The 18,938-nt window shown below is 37.6% G+C and carries 15 protein-coding genes; all 15 read right to left on the bottom strand.

Annotation, left to right across the window (positions count from 1 at the left end):
• Positions 1-243 precede the first annotated feature (243 nt).
• Complete coding sequence (locus DWW43_RS06235; protein WP_119963043.1) at positions 244-3,216, bottom strand: DEAD/DEAH box helicase family protein; 2,973 nt, start codon at positions 3,214-3,216, stop codon at positions 244-246.
• 14 nt (positions 3,217-3,230) lie between these two features.
• Complete coding sequence (locus tag DWW43_RS06230; RefSeq protein WP_119963042.1) at positions 3,231-3,989, bottom strand: toll/interleukin-1 receptor domain-containing protein; 759 nt, start codon at positions 3,987-3,989, stop codon at positions 3,231-3,233.
• Between the two features lie 2 nt (positions 3,990-3,991).
• Positions 3,992-5,272, bottom strand: coding sequence for a restriction endonuclease subunit S (locus DWW43_RS06225; protein WP_119963041.1), 1,281 nt, complete (start codon positions 5,270-5,272; stop codon positions 3,992-3,994).
• Between the two features lies 1 nt (position 5,273).
• Entirely contained in the window at positions 5,274-7,382 is a 2,109-nt protein-coding gene (locus DWW43_RS06220) for a class I SAM-dependent DNA methyltransferase (RefSeq protein ID WP_119963040.1), read from the bottom strand.
• A 300-nt stretch (positions 7,383-7,682) separates the two neighbouring features.
• Entirely contained in the window at positions 7,683-9,962 is a 2,280-nt protein-coding gene (locus tag DWW43_RS06215) for a DNA topoisomerase (ATP-hydrolyzing) subunit A (RefSeq protein WP_119963039.1), read from the bottom strand.
• Positions 9,963-9,979: 17 nt separating this feature from the next.
• Complete coding sequence (locus tag DWW43_RS06210) at positions 9,980-11,884, bottom strand: DNA gyrase subunit B (protein ID WP_008401000.1); 1,905 nt, start codon at positions 11,882-11,884, stop codon at positions 9,980-9,982.
• 67 nt (positions 11,885-11,951) lie between these two features.
• Complete coding sequence (locus tag DWW43_RS06205; RefSeq protein ID WP_243104407.1) at positions 11,952-13,562, bottom strand: HAMP domain-containing sensor histidine kinase; 1,611 nt, start codon at positions 13,560-13,562, stop codon at positions 11,952-11,954.
• Positions 13,534-14,235 carry a response regulator transcription factor gene (locus tag DWW43_RS06200; RefSeq protein ID WP_008401003.1) on the bottom strand — a complete coding sequence of 234 codons (702 nt, stop codon included), beginning with the start codon at positions 14,233-14,235 and terminating at the stop codon, positions 13,534-13,536. Before DWW43_RS06200 ends, DWW43_RS06205 begins: the two co-directional genes overlap by 29 nt.
• An 80-nt stretch (positions 14,236-14,315) precedes the next feature.
• A complete protein-coding gene (gene trmD / locus DWW43_RS06195) occupies positions 14,316-15,041 on the bottom strand; it encodes a tRNA (guanosine(37)-N1)-methyltransferase TrmD (RefSeq protein ID WP_021943971.1) in 726 nt (241 codons plus the stop codon).
• 17 nt (positions 15,042-15,058) lie between these two features.
• Complete coding sequence (gene rimM, locus DWW43_RS06190; protein WP_119963037.1) at positions 15,059-15,568, bottom strand: ribosome maturation factor RimM; 510 nt, start codon at positions 15,566-15,568, stop codon at positions 15,059-15,061.
• A gap of 70 nt (positions 15,569-15,638) precedes the next feature.
• Positions 15,639-15,866 carry a KH domain-containing protein gene (locus tag DWW43_RS06185; RefSeq protein WP_008401006.1) on the bottom strand — a complete coding sequence of 76 codons (228 nt, stop codon included), beginning with the start codon at positions 15,864-15,866 and terminating at the stop codon, positions 15,639-15,641.
• Between the two features lie 21 nt (positions 15,867-15,887).
• Positions 15,888-16,133 (bottom strand): 30S ribosomal protein S16, encoded by a 246-nt coding sequence (gene rpsP / locus DWW43_RS06180; protein ID WP_021943973.1) that lies wholly within the window; start codon positions 16,131-16,133, stop codon positions 15,888-15,890.
• Between the two features lie 41 nt (positions 16,134-16,174).
• Positions 16,175-17,521 (bottom strand): signal recognition particle protein, encoded by a 1,347-nt coding sequence (ffh, locus tag DWW43_RS06175; RefSeq protein WP_117822592.1) that lies wholly within the window; start codon positions 17,519-17,521, stop codon positions 16,175-16,177.
• Between the two features lie 32 nt (positions 17,522-17,553).
• Entirely contained in the window at positions 17,554-17,910 is a 357-nt protein-coding gene (ylxM, locus tag DWW43_RS06170; RefSeq protein WP_165853025.1) for a YlxM family DNA-binding protein, read from the bottom strand.
• A 95-nt stretch (positions 17,911-18,005) separates the two neighbouring features.
• Positions 18,006-18,935: a bifunctional riboflavin kinase/FAD synthetase gene (locus tag DWW43_RS06165; RefSeq protein WP_119963036.1), complete on the bottom strand. Its 930-nt coding sequence runs from the start codon at positions 18,933-18,935 to the stop codon at positions 18,006-18,008.
• Positions 18,936-18,938: the final 3 nt, after the last annotated feature.

Below are 18,938 nucleotides of genomic sequence, written 5' to 3'. Positions count from 1 at the left end.
GACTGGTGAAAAATGATTGTTTATTCTGCAAATTTGTATACTTAAATACCAGTACATCTTTTATTTTTTAATAATGATTGCCTATTTTGGGCTCCTTTTCGGCTCCTTTTTGGCTCCTTCGTTTTTATCGTTTGTTATATCGTTTATTTTTATCGTTTGTTTTTTCGCAAATTCAAGCAATAAACGGGTTTTATCTGGATTATAACTTTCCTCAACTATTAAGTACAGCACAAACTCGTATTTCTATTCTGCTTCTTTCAAGCTGTTATATATTTCATCCGAAAAAATACCAAGTACTTTTCTCTTCATTTCATCATTGCTTAGTAATAAGCTGAAAAAGTCTTGATTCTGCTCCAATCCTTCTATTAATGCATCATCTATGTTGTCAAAATATGCAAATTCAAAATCTTTTTCTGTATTGTTCTTTGCTGATGTTTTTAGTTTCTCAGATTTCATCATAATGTCTTTTATCTGAAGCATTGCTTTTACTGCTACATCATTATCATATTCTTTTCCTGCTATGCTGTTGATTTCTGCTATTATCTGTGATAGCTTCTCCTCTTTATCTTCTGATAACACAAAATGGTCTGCTGTCGGAAGTTTCGTAACAGGATCAGATTTTAATTTTGATTTATGTTCGGCTTTCTTCTTCTGAACAAAATTCATAGCTGTTATCTTTCCATCTAAATTAAATCCACCGCCTGGGTGCTTTATATTTACATATGCAAGCAATAAAGCTATAAATCTATATTTCTTGTGTAGTTCAATATCTTCAAAACACGATACCTGTAATAAAAATTCATAGAAACGCACAAATCGCCTCATTGTCATTACAAGCTCTTTTTGTTCTTCATAATCAAGTTTATCTATGTTCTTCTTTACTTTCTGGAATAAGAATGTTAATCGTTTCTTTTCCTTTGCTGTAATATCATCTTTATATAAAATTTCATTTGCATCTTCTATATCCAATGGATCTATTACTGTATATCCATCTATTTTTGCTTCTAAATCATAGATCGCAGATGGTGTAACAGAATTGGATAAAAGTGTTGTTGTGTAATATTTTGAAAATGCCGCCTGTATATCTTCATAGTCATTTACAAAATCAAGTATAAATGTTTTCTTGTCGTATGGTGGACAGATTCTATTAAGTCTTGATAATGTCTGTACAGCATTTACACCTCTTAATTTTTTAAGAATGTACATTGCACATAATTTAGGTTGATCAAAGCCTGTCTGATACTTATTCGCAACAAGCAATACCTTATAATCATCCTTTTCAAATTCTGTTGGTAATTTATCTTCACTGAATCCGTTTAGTCCTGCTTCTGTATATTCCTTTTCATCATCTTTTAATTTCACTTTTCCAGAAAATGCCACTAATGCATGAATATTATTATATCCTTTTTTGTTTATGTACTCTTCAAATGCTTGACGATATTTTACAGCACTTTCTCTTGAATTAGTTATTACCATAGCTTTTGCAGTTCCACCAAGCTCATCCATTACTGTTGTTCTGAAATGTTCAACAATAACTTCTATTCTTTGTGCTATATTGGTTTCATGCAATTCAACAAATCTTGCGATCTGTCTTTTTGCACTGTTTGTCTTACATTTTGGATCTTCGGCAATTTCTTTATTAATCTGGTAATAGGTCTTATAGGTTGTGTAATTTTGTAACACATCAAGAATAAAGCCTTCTTCTATTGCCTGCTTCATAGAATAGATATGAAATGCTTCTCTTTGTCCTTTTTTATTTACCCTACCAAATAACTGTATTGTGGTTGGCTTTGGTGTTGCTGTAAATGCAAATACAGATACATTTTCTTGTTTTCCATGCTTTGCAATTTCTTCTACAATTAAATCCTCAGTTGTACTTTCATCTATACTTACTTCACCAGATCCAAGTGTCATTGTCACAGCCGCCATATCTTTTCCTGCTGTTGATGAATGTGCTTCGTCTATGATTACTGCAAACTTCTTATTTTTCAAATTAGCCACATCATCTACAATATATGGAAATTTCTGAATAGTTGTTGCTATAATCTTTGTATTTCCATCAAGAGCAATAGCAAGATCGGACGAGTTACATTTTTCATCCATAACTTTTATAAGTCCAGATTTATGCTCCATCCCCATAATTGCCGCTTGTAACTGTCTATCTACAACTATCCTATCAGTAACAATAATGATATTATCAAAAATAATTTTGTTATCCGCATCATGAAGTGAAGATAATCGGTAAGCAAGCCAAGCAATAGAATTTGTTTTTCCAGATCCGGCAGAATGTTGTATTAAATAATTCTGTGTAGAACCATTTTCATATACATCTGCAAGTATCTTGTGTAATACATCTCTTTGATGGAATCGAGGAAAAATAATATTTTCTTTTATCTTCTTTTTACCAGTAGCCTCATCTTCCTTTTCTCTCACTTCAATAAACATAAATTTGCTTATGATTTCAAGAATAGAATCCTTTGTAAGTACATCTTCCCACATATAGAAAACACTATATTTATCTTCAAATATTGGATTTCCTGCACCTGCATTGACACCTTCACCATTACCCATATTAAAAGGTAAAAAGAATGTTGCATCTTTTTCAAGTTTGGTTGTCATATAAACCTGTTCTAAATCCATTGCAAAATTTACTAATGCACCAGCCTTGAATAAAAATAGTCTTGTCTTTGGATTTCTTTCTGTTCTGTACTGATAAATAGCATCTTCATAGCTTTGTCCTGCTACATTACATTTTAATTCAAATGTCATAATAGCAAGTCCATTTAAAAATATTACAAGATCTATTCTTTCTTTATCAGATGCCCAGACTTCCTCCATAACAGAGAATACATTTTTTTCATATTTTTCAACAAGTTCTTTGTTAAAGTCTGTTGCAGGTTTTGTATACATCAAATCAAGTTTTATATTTGAAATTTCTATACCATGCTTTAAAACATCAAGTAAGCTACTACGTGCCTTTGTAACTTCTGCATTGATATAACTTGCAAGTGTTTCTTCTAAATCCTGCTTATATACTTTTCTTAATGCTTCCATTTCATCTGGTTGTGTGTCATTCAAAAATTTGAATAACATTTCTCTATCCATTGCATGTAAGCGGTCATATTCTTTATCTTTTCTTACAACATAACCATTGTTATTTTTTAGATAGTCCATGATGAAATGTTGATACTGCTTTTCAGTCAATATTTCATTCATTTGTACTTCCTCCACTAATATGCTTTTAATCTTTTAATAAACTGTCTTGCAAATAACAACGCAATTTGATCACAAGTATATTTTGATGAATCAATCGCCTGTATATCTGCTATTGATGGATATTTTTCTTTTAACTGTTCAATCGTTATATTATGTAAAATTGGAAGAATCAATTTTTGTCCGTTCTGATTCTGTCTATTCAAAAATTCTGATAGTTCTCTTTCTGTCCATTCTCTACCAAAGAAATTTGTTGATATAACAATAATTGCAAATTCTGATTTTTTAGTTCCTTCAAGAATCTTATCCTTGAATTTATCGCCCCATTCTAATGTTTCTTTATCATAGAATATCTTAACTCCTAATTTATTAAGCGAGTTGTACAATTCTTCTATAAGAGCTTCTTTGTCTGCATTAGCATGAGAAATAAACACATCATATTCTGGTAGCATTTTTGCTTTATATTTTGGCACCTCCACAGTTGATATGCCATTCATTTTATTTATAAAATCTTTATCCCCACTTATACTTTCCAATGCCGCTACTAACTGATCGTATTTTCTTTGAAACAACCATGTATCAATTTTTTGACTTAATGGATGCTCCTTTAAATATTTGTTATAAAAAATATCGACATCATTCATCCAAACTTCATGTCTTTTTTTATTTTCACCTATTGTTCCATTAATTGCACCATATGATGCTGTTCTTGACGGATTTTCGTCATTTACTTTTGTTCGTTGCACAAGTGCATTTAATTCTTCTTCAAATGCCATATCTATTTGACCTCCTTCTTTCCTGTCACATACTCATATATAAGCGACTTCTTATACTGTTCAAGTGTATCTAACTGCTCTTTTTTCTCTTCGATAGCACCATCTATATTTACACATTTGTTATCCAAATACTGAATAATTTTTCGTTGTGTGTTTAAGGTTGGAATAAAAAATTTTAATTTTTCTATTGTTTTAACCCCTAATGTTTCTTGTGTTCCATAAGTCCATGATTGTTCCATCTGTGTAACAACATAATCAGATTGAAATCCGTAATATATAAATTTAGGTATAACTAATCCATTACATCGTACAGCGGCCAATGGAACCCAAATATTAAATTTTCTATTATCATCTACCATTGCAACTTGCCCTGTTCCAGCCCCCAATTTAACAACCAAAATATCATTTAACTGTGGTTTATACCTTTTCTCACATTCTGTACAATATTCCTCAGATATGTAACCTCTCATTAAGTTAAAATCTATTTTTCCATCTACTATTGCTGTTGCCGATATATATGGTATCCCTGTATCACATAATTCTGGACTTTCATGTGGACCATCTATTATTGGCATAGCAACAAGCAACTTTAATTTTTTACATTCCCATTGCTCATCTGTCGTATTTGTAAAATCTACTTGTGTGCCATTTATATTGATGTTAATTAATCCTTTTGTTACTGCTTCTGTGATAATTGATTTTTTGTATTCTTCAAGTGTTTCTATTTGCTTTTCAATATCCGTATGCAATGCATCTATTTCAGCACATTTTTTATCAAGAAAATCTGCTATTTTCGTTTGTATATCCTTTGGTGGAATAATAATAGGTAAATTCATAAATTCATCAGCCGAAATTGAAAATCTTACATTCTTTGAATATCTTTTATACTTTCTATCAACAAATACAGTTTTAAAATAATAATCAATATATTTTGGAAACAAATGTGCTTTACACTTAATACATTTATATGCTGGTGAAATCATTCCATCAAAATTGCTTATTCCAGAAAATACAGCCGAACAGTCTAAATCAAACAAACACATTACAAGATCATCTTTATTAACCTTTTGGTAAGTGGACAATGACGCAGGTACTTTTCCTGTTTGTTCACCATCATTTATAGCTTTAATTCCGTATTTTGTTAATGATAACAACTGTGTTTCTACCCATTTTGTTCCAATTATTTCTTTACTCAACACAAAATTATATTTATTCTTTAAAACTTTCCAATTTTCTGAAATTTTACCAACCCATTCTATTCCACTATCTTTCATTTCTGCCATATTAATTACCTCCGAATAATTTTTTAATTCTTGAATCAACGGAAGCCTCTAATTCATTGAATCTTTTGGCAAGTTCATCACTTGATACTGGAGCTTGATATTTATAAAAATATCTTGTGAATGGTATTTCTGCACCAGTCTTTATTACAGGATTCTTCTTACCTAAATCTTCTTCAAAAAATGCCTTTGCATCTGGTACATGTGGTAATACTTCACTTGCCATATAATCATCAATATTTGTTTCCCATGGTACTATTTCTGTATCTTTTGTTTCTGTATCATAAATTACATTGCCTTTTTTATCTTTTTGAATATCTGCTGTTTTATCCATTACTGATAAACCTTTTATGATTTTATCAGCAATCTTTTTTAAATCTTTTGCATCTAAAATAATTCCAGATAGAATATTATTTACCACTGGTGTAAATGTTTCTGGATTCTTATATACCTTGTCAGATACAACATTATTTAGAGCATCAACAATAGCATCATATATAGGCTTATTTTTCTTAAAATTATCTAATTTATTCTTATCCTTACCTGTCAATTCATCCATATTTTCAAGTTCATCAACTTTTGCTTCATCATAGAGAGTTGATAACGCACCACTTGAAAGCATTGCCTTTATTCTATCTTCTGTTATTGCATAGCTTCTTTGAAGTGGTTGCATAACTGCATATTCACGATAGATAAATTCTGTATTATCATAAATCTGGCAATGCTCATTTTCTTTAAAGTCTGCATATAACTTTGTAATTTTAATTCTATCTTCTGGTGTAATCTCTTTTCGTTTATTACCTAATGTTTTTCTTAAAGAGTGTGCAAAACTTGATGCATCAATAAGCTGTATTTTGCCTTTTCTTTCTGCTCTTTTATTTTTAGAAAGTACCCAAATATATGTAGCAATTCCAGTATTGTAAAACATATCTGTACTTAACTGGATAATTGCTTCTATATAGTCATTTTCAAGCAACCATCTTCTGATCTGTGATTCACCAGATGATGTACCACCACTAAATAAAGGTGAACCATTTTCAATAATAGCGGCTCTACCACATTCATCATCCATCTTATTTATTGCAGACTGAATAAACAATAGCTGCATATCTCCAGAACTTGGTGCTCCTGCTGGGAATCTTCCAGATGTTCCATTTAATATTTCTGCCTTTACTGCCTCTTCGTCACCTTCTGGTGCATCCTTGCCACCCCATGGTTGTCCAAATGGGGGATTTTCTATAACAAATCTCATCTTTGTATCTGTAAAGCAATCTGCTTTCATTGTGTCTTGTAATTTGATATTATCCGCATTTTGTCCACGAATAAGCATTTCTGCAAGACTCATAGCATAAGACTCTGGATTTACTTCTTGTGAAAATAATCTTACATCTGCTGTCGGATTAAAACGTTTAATATAATTGTTTGCAGTTGAAAGCATACCGCCAGTTCCAGCGGCTTGATCTAATATTGTTACAATTTTTCCATCATCAAATATATCATCACAACCTTCTGCAAGTAGAATTGAAACCATTGCTTTTATAATATCTCTACCTGTGTAATGGTCACCAGCTTCGGCATTTTCAGAGAATTTTCTAATAAGTTCCTCAAAGATATATCCCATTTTCATATTATCAATGGTTTTGGGATCTAAATCTATTTCGCTAAATGCTTTTACTACTGCTAAAAGTCTGTTATGCTTGTCCATCTTATCAATCTGTTTGTCAAATTCAAGATTTTTTATAATGTCTTGAATATTGGCGGAAAAGCCATTAATATAGCTTTTAAAATTTGATGCAAGATGATCCGCATCATTTACAAGCTCTGCTAATGTAAATTCACTTGTATTATAAAACTGATAGCCAGAAATCTTATACATAGCCTTTGCAGGATATGTCGGCATCTTTTTATATTGTGCAACAACAGCATCTTTTGTTTCCTGTAATGCACATTCAAAACGTCTAATAATTACCATAGGAATTATTACATCTTTGTATTTATCACTTTGATATGGCCCTCTTAATTTATTTGCAATAGACCATATAAAATTAACTTCTGCTGATACATCAATAGGATTATCATCCCAAAATTCTTCAATCTTACTAATATCTGCCATTATAAAAAGAACTCCTTTTGTCTTTCTTTTAGTATATAAAATTGTATACACAAAAATACGTACATCTTTATTTGCGTTATTTTTTATTATACTACATATTTGCTTTTATTTCTTCATATTTCTATGCTGTACACCATGATAAAAATACAACTCTCTTTATTTTAAATAAAAATTTACCGAACAAAAAAGGCACACCAGATACCTCCACATCTGATATGCCTTATCCATACATTCATATTTAATTTGCTCTAATTCATATTCAACACAAGCATGCTAAATATGCTGCTTTTACTTTCTTCCCTACAACCGCAGCTTTGTTCCTTTACTGCCGCGTTTACATGCTTTGATTCGTGTAAACAGGATCTCTGTGTTATCTACAAAGAAGCTGTCCTTTGTGCTGCCGACTGCTACTTCTTCGATCTCGTCATCGTCGGTGATGTTCACCAGGCGGATGCAGCCTGCGCCTTTTCCCTTGACCGGGATCTCGCTGATCTGGATTCTTGCATAGTAGCCAAGCATACTCTTTACAACGATGAAATCTTCCATCTCGGCATCATGAATAAAGATGATATCTTCTTCCTGCTTGGATGCCGCGATCATCTTACGAAGTACATCGTAGTTATTTCCCGGAACCAGCTTTGCCTGACCATGCTTGGTCACAAATAACAGGTTCTTATCTATGATCTGCTCGATGCAGCACATATATAATATGTTTTCATTTCCATTCATATTGCAGAATTCAAAGATCTGAATACCCTTATCCGACAATCTGCCGATCAGACCGGAACCATTTCCCTTTTTACCGGTATTCTTCTTTGCCTGAAGCTTGATGATATCAGCAACCTTGATCATATACATCTGATTATTATCTGCAAATACACCGACACGTTCTGTGTTCTTACATTTGAATGAGAACCGGTAGTCTTTGTCGATCTGCGCTTTGTTTTTATCATAAAGATTGGCATCAACGACCTTGATATAATAGAAACGATCGAGAAGTACAGCAACCTCTGTCTCGACCGCCTGTGCCTTCTTAACGACAACTTCGCCACAGTCTGCGATCACAGTCTTTCTTGGAATCGCATATTTCTCCTTAATCTCTAACATATCTGCGATCATCTGCTTCTTCATATTGCTCTTGCTTTCAAGCAGCTTTGAATACTTCTTGATCAGCTTCTCTGCATCTTCCAGTTCTTTCTTAAGGGCATTTACTTCCAGACCGATGAGCTTCTGTAAACGCATGGCAAGGATCGCATCTGCCTGTTTCTCGGTAAAGCATAAGAACTTTGCATCTGCCTCTGAACCTTTGAACCGGAATGTAATATTGGAGGTATCTCCATGCATCAGACATGCCTTTGCATCCGCTACCTTCTTACTTCCACGCAGAATCTCTATGATCAGGTCGATACAGTCAACCGCTGTAAGAAGACCGGTCTTGATCTCCCGTACTTCCATCTGATTTTCTAACAACTTCATGTATTTAGTATTGTATAGTCCGTATTTGAAATCTGTATAGATTGACAGGATCCGCTTCAGTCCCATGACCTCCGGCTTGCCGTCATAAATACAGTTGATATTTACACCAAAGGTATCCTCAAGTCCTGCCTTTTTATATAAAATATTAATAATATTCCGGATTTCTTCATCTGTTGTACCCTTCTTTACATCGATACACAAACATTCTCCGTTCTTATCTCCACGGTCAGCGATATCTACAACGGCCGGTAATTCACGGTTTCTGGTAAGCTCTGCAACCGTATCCAAGAACTTCGCTGTTCCACCGATCATCGTAAACGGGATCTCGGTTACACAGATACTTTTTCTTCCATGACCGATATCACGGATCTCCACCTTACCTCTGACCTTGATCCTGCCAAGTCCTGTTTCATAGACCTGCATCAGATCTTCCTTGGATGCATTGATGATGCCGCCGGTTGCGAAATCCGGTCCTTTCATCACATCTAACAGATCCTCAAGCGGTACTTCCGGATCATTCAGATACATCACGGTTGCATCGATCACTTCTCCGAGATTATGTGTCGGAATATTGGTCGCCATACCAACTGCAATTCCGGTCGAACCACTGACTAGGATATTTGGAACCTGAAACGGAAGAAATGTAGGCTCTGTCTCTGTTCCGTCGAAGTTTGGAATAAACTGATCCTTAAAGAAAGACAGATCCTTCATGCAGACATCCTCGGTATATTTGGATATTCTTGCCTCGGTATATCGCATTGCCGCTGCACCGGAGCCATCTACCGAACCAAAGTTACCATGCGGATCTACAAGCGGGATCGGAAGCTTCCAGTTTTGCGCCATATTTACAAGACCTTCATAGATTGAACTGTCTCCATGTGGATGATATTTACCCATCGTATCACCGACGATTCTCGCACATTTACGATGTGGCTTATCTGAACCTGCCAGACCATTTAATGAATACAGGATACGACGCTGTACCGGCTTTAAACCGTCCCTGACATCAGGGAGCGCACGTTCTGTTATAACGCTCATGGAATAATCTACATAGGATTGTCCCATTTCACTTTCATAATCAACATTTAAGATTTTTTCAGACATAGATTTCCTCTTTCCTCTTAGATATCAAGCACTGCATCTGTACTGTGTGTCTCAATATATTCTCGTCTCGGTGCTACTTCTGTTCCCATCAACGTCTGTGTCAGCTTATTTGCTTCCACGATACTGTTGATCGATACCTGCTTTAACACACGGCTCTCCGGGTTCATCGTTGTCTCATAGAGCTGGTCTGCATCCATTTCTCCAAGACCTTTGTAACGCTGGATCGTGAATTTACCGGTATGCTTCTTTCGATAACGGTTCAGTTCTTCATCTGAATACAGATACTGCATATGCTTGCCCTCGCCCACTCTGTAAAGCGGCGGGATCGCGATATAGATATGACCCTCATTGATCAGATCCGGATAAAACCGATAGAAAAATGTCAGAAGCAATGTAGCGATATGCGCGCCATCGACATCGGCATCAGTCATAATAATGATCTTGTCATAGTTTAATTTATTAATATCAAAATCGTTGCCATAGCCCTGCATAAAGCCGCATCCAAATGCATTAATAAGTGCTTTGATCTCGGCATTCTCAAGAACCTTGGCTACTGTTTTCTTCTCTACGTTTAAGATCTTACCACGAAGTGGCAGGATCGCCTGATATTTACGGTTTCTGGCTGTTTTAGCAGAGCCGCCGGCAGAATCACCCTCGACTATGAAAATCTCGCATTTGGACGAATCATTGGATTCCTGCTTGGCAAGCTTTCCATTTCCTTCAAAGGAGAATTTATTCAGATTAATCTTGGATTTTTCCAGAGCCTTCTTCTTAGACAGGCTGACTGCACGATCACAGATATCCTTTAAGACATCGTAGTTACGGTCAAAATAAACGGTAAGCTGTTCTTTTACAATATCATCGACTGCCTTTGTAACGTCTGTATTCGACAGCTTCGTCTTCGTCTGCCCTTCAAACTGCGGATCCGGATGCTTTACAGATATGATCGCCTGCATACCGGAACGAATATCCGCACCACTTAAGTTCGCATCCTTTTCCTTTAATAACCCAAGCTCATTTCTTGCATACGAATTGATCAGCTTTGCAAATCCTGACTTAAAACCTGTTACATGTGTTCCGCCTTCCGGATTCGTGATATTATTTGTAAAACCGATGATGTTTTCTTCCCCATCCTCTGTCATAACGAATACGATATCAGCAGTTATATTCTCTTTCTCTCCACTGATCGCAATGATCGGTGAAGTATGTGTAAGTCCTTCCGATATATCCTCTACAAATGCGGACAGACCGCCCGGCTGATGGAATACGACCGGTTCCTTGCCGTCTCTCTTATTATGAAATGTGATCGTAAGCTCCGGATTCAGATATGCCGTTTCCTTGATTCTCTGCATGATCGCATCGGCTTTGAATTTTACTGTTTCAAAAATCGTATCATCCGGATATAGGGTTACCTTTGTTCCGGTTCGTTTCTCTTTTAACCGGGTACGCGGCAGATTCCCTTCCGGAGTCAGCTCCGTTACCGGAACGCCATACTCATAGCTGTCCGTGTAGAGATATCCGTCTCTTGCGACCTCAACCAGCAGCTTCTTTGATAATGCATTTACAACAGCAGAACCTACACCATGAAGACCACCACTGATCTTATATGTGGAGCTGTTGAACTTACCACCGGCATGCAGTACGGTATATACGACACGTTCCGCAGGTATTCCCTCTGTCTCATGTATATCAACAGGAACACCCCGTCCATCATCTGACACGGTCGCTGAACCGTCTTCATTGATACTGACATATATATTTTTACAATAACCTGCAAGGTGCTCGTCCACGGAGTTATCGATCAGCTCCTGAATCAGATGGTTCAGACCGCTTCTTCCGGTGTTACCGATATACATACCCGGTCTGAGTCTTACAGGCTCCAGTCCCTTCAGCACCTCTATATTTTTTGCACTATACGACATAACATTTCCTCTCTATCCACATAATCATTGATTAGTATATTCTGTATTCCATTTTTTTGCAAAGAAATTATTCTGTTTCTTTCTTTTCAATACCGATTTTTTCTTCGATATCATCTGTCTCCCCGATGATATCCAGATCAAAATAGAATACAACTCCATCTTTTACATTATACACACCATAACACTTCTTATGTGCCTGCATGGTAGCCGCGACAATGGACAGACCGATGCCGCTTCCGCCATATTCTCTGGTTCTTGCCTTATCTACCTTGTAGAACTTGATGAACAGCTTCTCCAGTTCGCCCTCCGGTACATTTGGTCCCTGATCATATACATAGACACGGAGATTTCCAAGGATCGATCCTTCTTCATATGTGTCTCCCGGTTTTTCATACATATATTTTTCTGTCCAGACACGGACTTCTTTCTCTTTATAGCAGTAATGGATCGCATTTGTCAGATAATTACGGAAGACTTCTTCGATCATGAATTCGTCCGCATAGACATTGATCGGATCTACATCATCATAAACGATCGTAACCTGACTCTGCTCTGCAAGGATTGCAGACGAATCGATGGAATTATGGATCAGATCAACGATATTGAACATTTCCTTATTCACTCGGTTCTGCCCGAATTCTATCTCATTCAGATCAAGTAACTGCTTTACAAGCTTATTCATCTTGTTTGCTTCATCAACAATGACATCACAGTAAAAATTCTTGCTTTCTTCATCATCATTGATATTATCCCGCAAGCCTTCTGCATAACCCTGTACCAGTGCGATTGGTGTCTTTAATTCATGTGATACATGTGACAGGAATTCCTTACGCATCTCGTCAATCTTGATCTTCTCATCAATTTCCACCTGAAGCTTCTGGTTTGTCTCCTTAAGCTCCGTCAGCGTCTTATTCAGCTTATACGACAGATCATTCATATAACAGGACAGCTCACCGATCTCATCATTGGACGGATGCTCGATCCTTGCATCAAAATCAAGAGTTGCCATTCGTTTTGCAACCCTGGTAAGCCGTTTGATCGGTCCGGCAAATATCTCACTGACAAAATACATCAGAATACAACTGATGATTGCTGTTGTAATCAGTACAGCCATAAAATATTTGATCGTTGTCTGGATCGTGGAATCCACTCTGGCAATTGTGGTACGCATGATAATAACAAATCCATTATCCAGAAATCCGAGCAGATCAAAATAACTCTGAGCTGTATCCTTATCCTTTGTGATCTGTATCTTATAATCCTTATGCTTCTCGACCTCTTCCCGTTCGATCTGGGAATTATTCGCATCTATACTGTCTGAGAACATCAGGAACTCACCGATACTTTTCAGATTGTTAAATACAGCCGTATCCTCATTTACCGTTGTATATATCTTCATATGAACATCATCCACAATATAGATCATCGCATCGGATTTATTCTCGAGCAGGCTCTCCATGCTGTCAAGGTCATAGCTGCCATCTCTGTTCTTATTTGATGAATCTTTGAAAAAAGCATCACATTCCTGATAGGTCTGGATCAGATTATTTTTCAGTTCATTGTAATAATATTTTTTAATGAAGATAACGGACAAAATGCCTGACAGCAGGATCATCACAGTAATGATCGCCATCAGACAAAGTGTTATCTTACTCCTTATCGACCTTTTTCTCATCATCCACCTCGAACTTATATCCCATGCCCCAGATCGTCTTGATATAGTCACCTTTATCCTTCAACTTGCTTCTGAGCTTCTTTACATGGGTATCGATCGTTCTGGCATCTCCAAAATAATCATAATTCCATACATTATTCAGTATCTTCTCTCTGGATAATGCAACTCCTTTATTCACCATAAAATAATTCAACAGCTCAAATTCTTTATAACTGAGCTCGATCGGTTCTCCATCGATCGTTACGATATGGGCTGCAAGATCCATCGTGATACCGCCTGCTGAGATCACACTGTCAGCCGGTACATCACTGGTTCTTCTTAAGATTGCTTCTACCCTGGCAACCAGGATCTTCGGACTGAACGGCTTCGTGATATATTCATCAATACCAAGTTCAAATCCCAGAAGTTCATCTCTTTCATCTGACTTTGCAGTCAGCATGATGATCGGAACCTGTGAGAACTTCCGTATCTCCTTACAGGTCTCCCAGCCATCCATCTTCGGCATCATAACATCTAAAATGATCAGTCCGATGTCTTTATTATTCATAAAGATATCAACCGCTTCTTCACCGTCTCCTGCTTCCAGAACGATATATCCTTTCTTACTCAGGAAATCCTTGACCAGCTTACGCATTCTGCTCTCATCGTCAACTACCAATACCTTTATACTATCCATATGCGACCTCCTGTTATTTCCATTTCTTGCTGTATTCTAACAAACATCTATGTCATAAATGTGAATTTCAATCGGGAAATTTACCTTTTTCTCTTTTTCTTCTCCACAACCGGGTGATTTGCTTCATATTTCGCATACAGATCCGGTCGCCGTTCTTTTGTCCGGCTGATCGACTGTTCCAGTCTCCATGCCTCTATATTCTTATGATGACCGGAAAGCAGCACATCCGGAACCTTCTTCCCCATGAATTCTACCGGTCTTGTATATTGTGGATATTCTAACAGATCGTCATGAAAGGATTCGATCTCCGCACTGTCATCATTGTTCAATACCCCAGGAACCAGTCTGGATACAGTATCAATGATTGCCATTGCCGGAAGCTCACCGCCGGTTAAGACAAAATCACCGATCGATACATAATCCGTTACGATCAGCTCCAGCACACGTTCATCGATACCCTCATAATGTCCGCATAAAAGCACCAGATCATCTTCAACGGCAAATTCTTCTGCCACCTTCTGTGTAAATGTCCGTCCCTGCGGTGTCATATATACAACCTTTAATTTCTTTCCTGTCTTTTCACACAAATACTGATAGGCATTATAAACCGGCTCCGCCTGCATCACCATTCCGGCTCCGCCGCCATACGGATAATCGTCTACATGCTTATGCTTATCCTTTGTAAAATCCCTGATATTCACTGCTTCAATATGGATCAGCCCTGCTTCCATCGCCCGGCCGGTAATACTGGTTCTAAGCCCGTCCATGATCATATCGGGGAATAATGTAAGAACATAAAAATTCATCATTCTCTCCATTCGTTCTAATCTTCTGCGATTTTCAGAAGATGTACCTTTACCGTTTTATTTACCGTATCAATATCTGTTACCCATTCCTTTACAACCGGAACGTAGATATCGTCCTGTCCTTTTTTCTTTATAACAAAGATATGATTCGCCGGCGTCTCCAGTACATCATCGATCACACCGATCTCTGTGTCATTCTGATCGTATACCTTTGATCCGATCACATCACAGATAAAGAACTCACCATTCTCTAAGGCTACGGCATCCTCTCTGTTTACAAGAATATCATACTGTCTTAAAGCTTCTACATCATTTATACTATCATACCCTGCAAACTTCAAAACTACCATGTTTTTTAAAAATTTACAGGATGTACATTCAGTTTCAATCTCTTTGCTGCCTGATACCAGAAAACACTTTTTCAGGCTTTTAAATCGATTCAGGTCATCCGTTGTCGGATATACTTTTACCTCTCCCTTGATACCATGCGGTGCTGTGATCACACCCACTCTCAGTCTGTCTTCCAAAATTATATCTTTCCTCCACTATAACTAAAAATGGGGGAGTTATGATAACTCCCCCAAAAAGATCTTTGTACTACTTAATATCTACAATTACCTTTTTGTCACCCTTTGAAGCAGCTGCTTTTACAACTGTACGGATGGATTTGGCAATTCTGCCTTGTTTTCCGATAACCTTGCCCATATCCTCTGGTGCAACAGTCAGTTCAACTTTAATTATATCGTCTTTCTCTGTCTCAGTAACAGATATTTGCTCTGGATGATCTACTAGGGATTTTGCAATGATTTCAACTAAATCTTTCATTTAAACACCTCCCTGGTGATATTATTTTTCAATACCTGCCTGCTTGAATAACTTAGCAACAGTCTCAGTTGGCTGAGCACCTGTCTGAAGCCACTTCTTAGCTGCTTCTTCATCGATCTTTACTACGCTTGGCTCCTGGTTAGGATCATATGTTCCGATCTCCTCGATGAATCTACCATCTCTTGGGGATCTTGAATCTGCAACGATTACTCTGTAAAAAGGATGCTTCTTATAACCCATTCTTCTTAATCTGATTTTTACTGCCATTTTGTTTGTTCCTCCTGAAATAAAATATAAAATATAAAAATTTATTTAAATCCAAACGGAAGCTTGAATCCACCGTGGCGTTTCTTGCCACCCATCATACCGGACATCTGCTTCATCATTTTCTTGGATTGTTCAAACTGCTTTAAGAAACGGTTGACTTCCGCGATCTGAACGCCCGCGCCGTCTGCAATACGTTTCTTTCTGGATGGTGAGATCGGATCCTTCAGACATCTCTCATTCGGTGTCATGGACTGAATGATCGCCTTCGGCTTCTTGCCTGCATCTTCATCGATCTGTACATTCTTCATCTGACTGGACATTCCGGGCATCATGGAGAGCAGGTCTCCGATTCCACCCATCTTCTCAAGCTGATCCATCTGTTCCATAAAATCATTGAAATCAAAGGATGCTTTCCGGAACTTCTGTTCCATCTCTTTCGCTTTCTCATCATCGATCGCATTCTGTGCTTTCTCGATCAGCGATTCCACATCACCCATTCCAAGGATCCGGCTCGCCATACGGCTCGGATAAAATGGTTCCAGATCTGTCAGCTTCTCGCCCATTCCTGCATACAGGATTGGCTTTCCGGTAACAGCCTTAATGGAAAGTGCCGCACCGCCCCTGGTGTCACCATCTAATTTCGTTAAGATCACACCATCTATACCAATCTTATCGTTAAATGTTGTTGCAACATTGACAGCATCCTGTCCTGTCATCGCATCAACGGTAAGAACTGTATATGTAACATTGATATTTTCCTTGATCTCCGCAAGCTCATCCATCATATCTTCATCTACATGAAGTCGTCCGGCCGTATCGATAAATACCAGATTCATATGATTCTTTTCTGCATGCAGGATCGCAGCCTTGGCAATATCAAGCGGCTTATGATTCTCTCCCATCGTAAAGACAGGCACGCCAACCTTTTCACCATTGATCTGCAGCTGCTTGATCGCAGCCGGTCTGTATACATCACAGGCAACTAACAATGGTTTCTTGCCTTTATTCTTAAACTGATATGCAAGCTTTGCAGCCGTTGTTGTCTTACCGGCACCCTGAAGACCGCACATCATAATGACTGTAATCTCATTTGACGGAAGTAATTTCAGTTCTGTTACATCAGAACCCATCAGCTTATCCATCTCTTCTTTTACAATCTTAATGACCATGTGTCCGGGATTCAAACCCTTAAGGACTTCTTCACCAACAGCTCTGTCACTTACAGCTTTGATAAATGATTTAACAACCTTGAAGTTTACATCGGCTTCCAGTAAAGCACGCTTTACTTCTTTCATTGCCTCTTTTACATCATCTTCTGTAAGAACACCCTTGCTTCTCAGTTTCTTGAAAACATTTTGAAGCTTGTCAGATAAACTGTCAAAAGCCATGAATATCTCCCTTCGTTCCTAACACTCATCTACTAAAACTCGTCCAGTATCCGATCCGATAACCGGTCGATTGCTTCTATCTTCAAATTCAGCCTGTCATCCTGATTCTCTTCCATCAGCTCCGAAATGCAGTCTTTCATCTTCTCGACCTGTTTTCTCGCTTTCATGAATTTATCAACAAGCTGTAACTTATCTTCATATTCTTCCAAAATCTTATCGCAGCGCTTGATCATGTCATAGACACCCTGTCTGCTGATCTGATTCATTCTGGCAATCTCGGAATAGGACATATCATTATTGACCACATCTTCATAAATTGCTTTCTGATGCTCCGTCAAAAGCTCTCCATAAAAATCATATAATAAAGACTGTCTGACTATTTTCTCCATACGATCACCGCCTGTAAAGTATTTTCCCTTTACCATGGGTTATTCTATACCATGCCTGCATCGTTGTCAAGTAAAATATCTTGACAAATTAATTTTTATCCGAATATCCTCTGTTTTGCCACTTCCATGTCTGCAAGCATCTGTGCTTTTAATTCTGAAACACCTGAAAATTTCTGCTCTCCGCGAATAAAGGATAACAATTCCACGACCAGCTTCTGTTCATAGATATCCTCATCAAAATCAAAGATATGCGTCTCGATCGTTACCCTGCGATCTGTATTCACCGTCGGATTGTCTCCGATATTCGTGATCCCATAACAGGCCCTGCCGTCCTCCAGATGTATCCTTGATGCATAAACACCCGTCACCGGATAGATTTTCCCATGCTTTGGAAGCAGATTTGCCGTCGGAACCTGGATTGTCCTGCCAAGCTCTCTGCCATGCACTACATGACCGGACAGAAAATAAGGTCTGCCAAGGAAGGTTTCTGCTTCTTCCATTTTTCCCTCACTGATCAACATTCTGATATAAGTGGAACTTACAATAACATCATGGATCTTTTTCTTTTCTATCACGATCACCTGATAGCCGTATTTGCCGGCCATCTTCCGCAGAAGCTCTACATTCCCGCGTTTCTTTTTTCCGAATCCGTAATCGGTTCCTACGACTACACATCCTGCATGTAACCTTTTTACAAGGATATCCGTTACGAAAGCTTCCGGTTCCATCGATGCAAATGCATCATCAAACGGATACTCCACCAGTACATCGATTCCCATCTGTTCTGCAAGCATACATTTTTCTTCCGAGGTTATGATGCTTTGAAGCTTATCTACATCAAAGATCGAATTTTTACGAATATCAAAGGTAAATACGACTCCGGTATATCCATCCTTCTGTAAACGAAGTACCTCGTCAAGCAGCAGCTTGTGGCCCTGATGAAAACCGTCAAACTTGCCAAGTGCAACGACGGAACCTTTTTCTGTATTGATCTGTATATCTTTCTGATTAAAATAATGCTGCATTGT

The sequence above is a fragment of the Clostridium sp. AF15-41 genome (assembly GCF_003604095.1).
Taxonomy (GTDB): Bacteria; Bacillota; Clostridia; order Lachnospirales; family Lachnospiraceae; genus Coprococcus.
This window is presented reverse-complemented; position numbering and strand designations above follow the sequence as displayed.

Excerpts from the sequence above, each read along its gene's own strand:
- DWW43_RS06215 (WP_119963039.1), bottom strand. The coding sequence starts at position 9,962 with ATGTCTGAAAAAATCTTAAATGTTGATTATGAAAGTGAAATGGGACAA.
- DWW43_RS06165 (WP_119963036.1), bottom strand. The coding sequence starts at position 18,935 with ATGCAGCATTATTTTAATCAGAAAGATATACAGATCAATACAGAAAAA.
- rpsP (WP_021943973.1), bottom strand. The coding sequence starts at position 16,133 with ATGGCAGTAAAAATCAGATTAAGAAGAATGGGTTATAAGAAGCATCCT.
- DWW43_RS06210 (WP_008401000.1), bottom strand. The coding sequence starts at position 11,884 with ATGTCGTATAGTGCAAAAAATATAGAGGTGCTGAAGGGACTGGAGCCT.
- DWW43_RS06230 (WP_119963042.1), bottom strand. The coding sequence starts at position 3,989 with ATGGCATTTGAAGAAGAATTAAATGCACTTGTGCAACGAACAAAAGTA.
- DWW43_RS06225 (WP_119963041.1), bottom strand. The coding sequence starts at position 5,272 with ATGGCAGAAATGAAAGATAGTGGAATAGAATGGGTTGGTAAAATTTCA.
- DWW43_RS06185 (WP_008401006.1), bottom strand. The coding sequence starts at position 15,866 with ATGAAAGATTTAGTTGAAATCATTGCAAAATCCCTAGTAGATCATCCA.
- DWW43_RS06200 (WP_008401003.1), bottom strand. The coding sequence starts at position 14,235 with ATGGATAGTATAAAGGTATTGGTAGTTGACGATGAGAGCAGAATGCGT.
- DWW43_RS06220 (WP_119963040.1), bottom strand. The coding sequence starts at position 7,382 with ATGGCAGATATTAGTAAGATTGAAGAATTTTGGGATGATAATCCTATT.
- DWW43_RS06235 (WP_119963043.1), bottom strand. The coding sequence starts at position 3,216 with ATGAATGAAATATTGACTGAAAAGCAGTATCAACATTTCATCATGGAC.
- ffh (WP_117822592.1), bottom strand. The coding sequence starts at position 17,521 with ATGGCTTTTGACAGTTTATCTGACAAGCTTCAAAATGTTTTCAAGAAA.
- ylxM (WP_165853025.1), bottom strand. The coding sequence starts at position 17,910 with ATGGAGAAAATAGTCAGACAGTCTTTATTATATGATTTTTATGGAGAG.
- trmD (WP_021943971.1), bottom strand. The coding sequence starts at position 15,041 with ATGAATTTTTATGTTCTTACATTATTCCCCGATATGATCATGGACGGG.
- DWW43_RS06205 (WP_243104407.1), bottom strand. The coding sequence starts at position 13,562 with ATGATGAGAAAAAGGTCGATAAGGAGTAAGATAACACTTTGTCTGATG.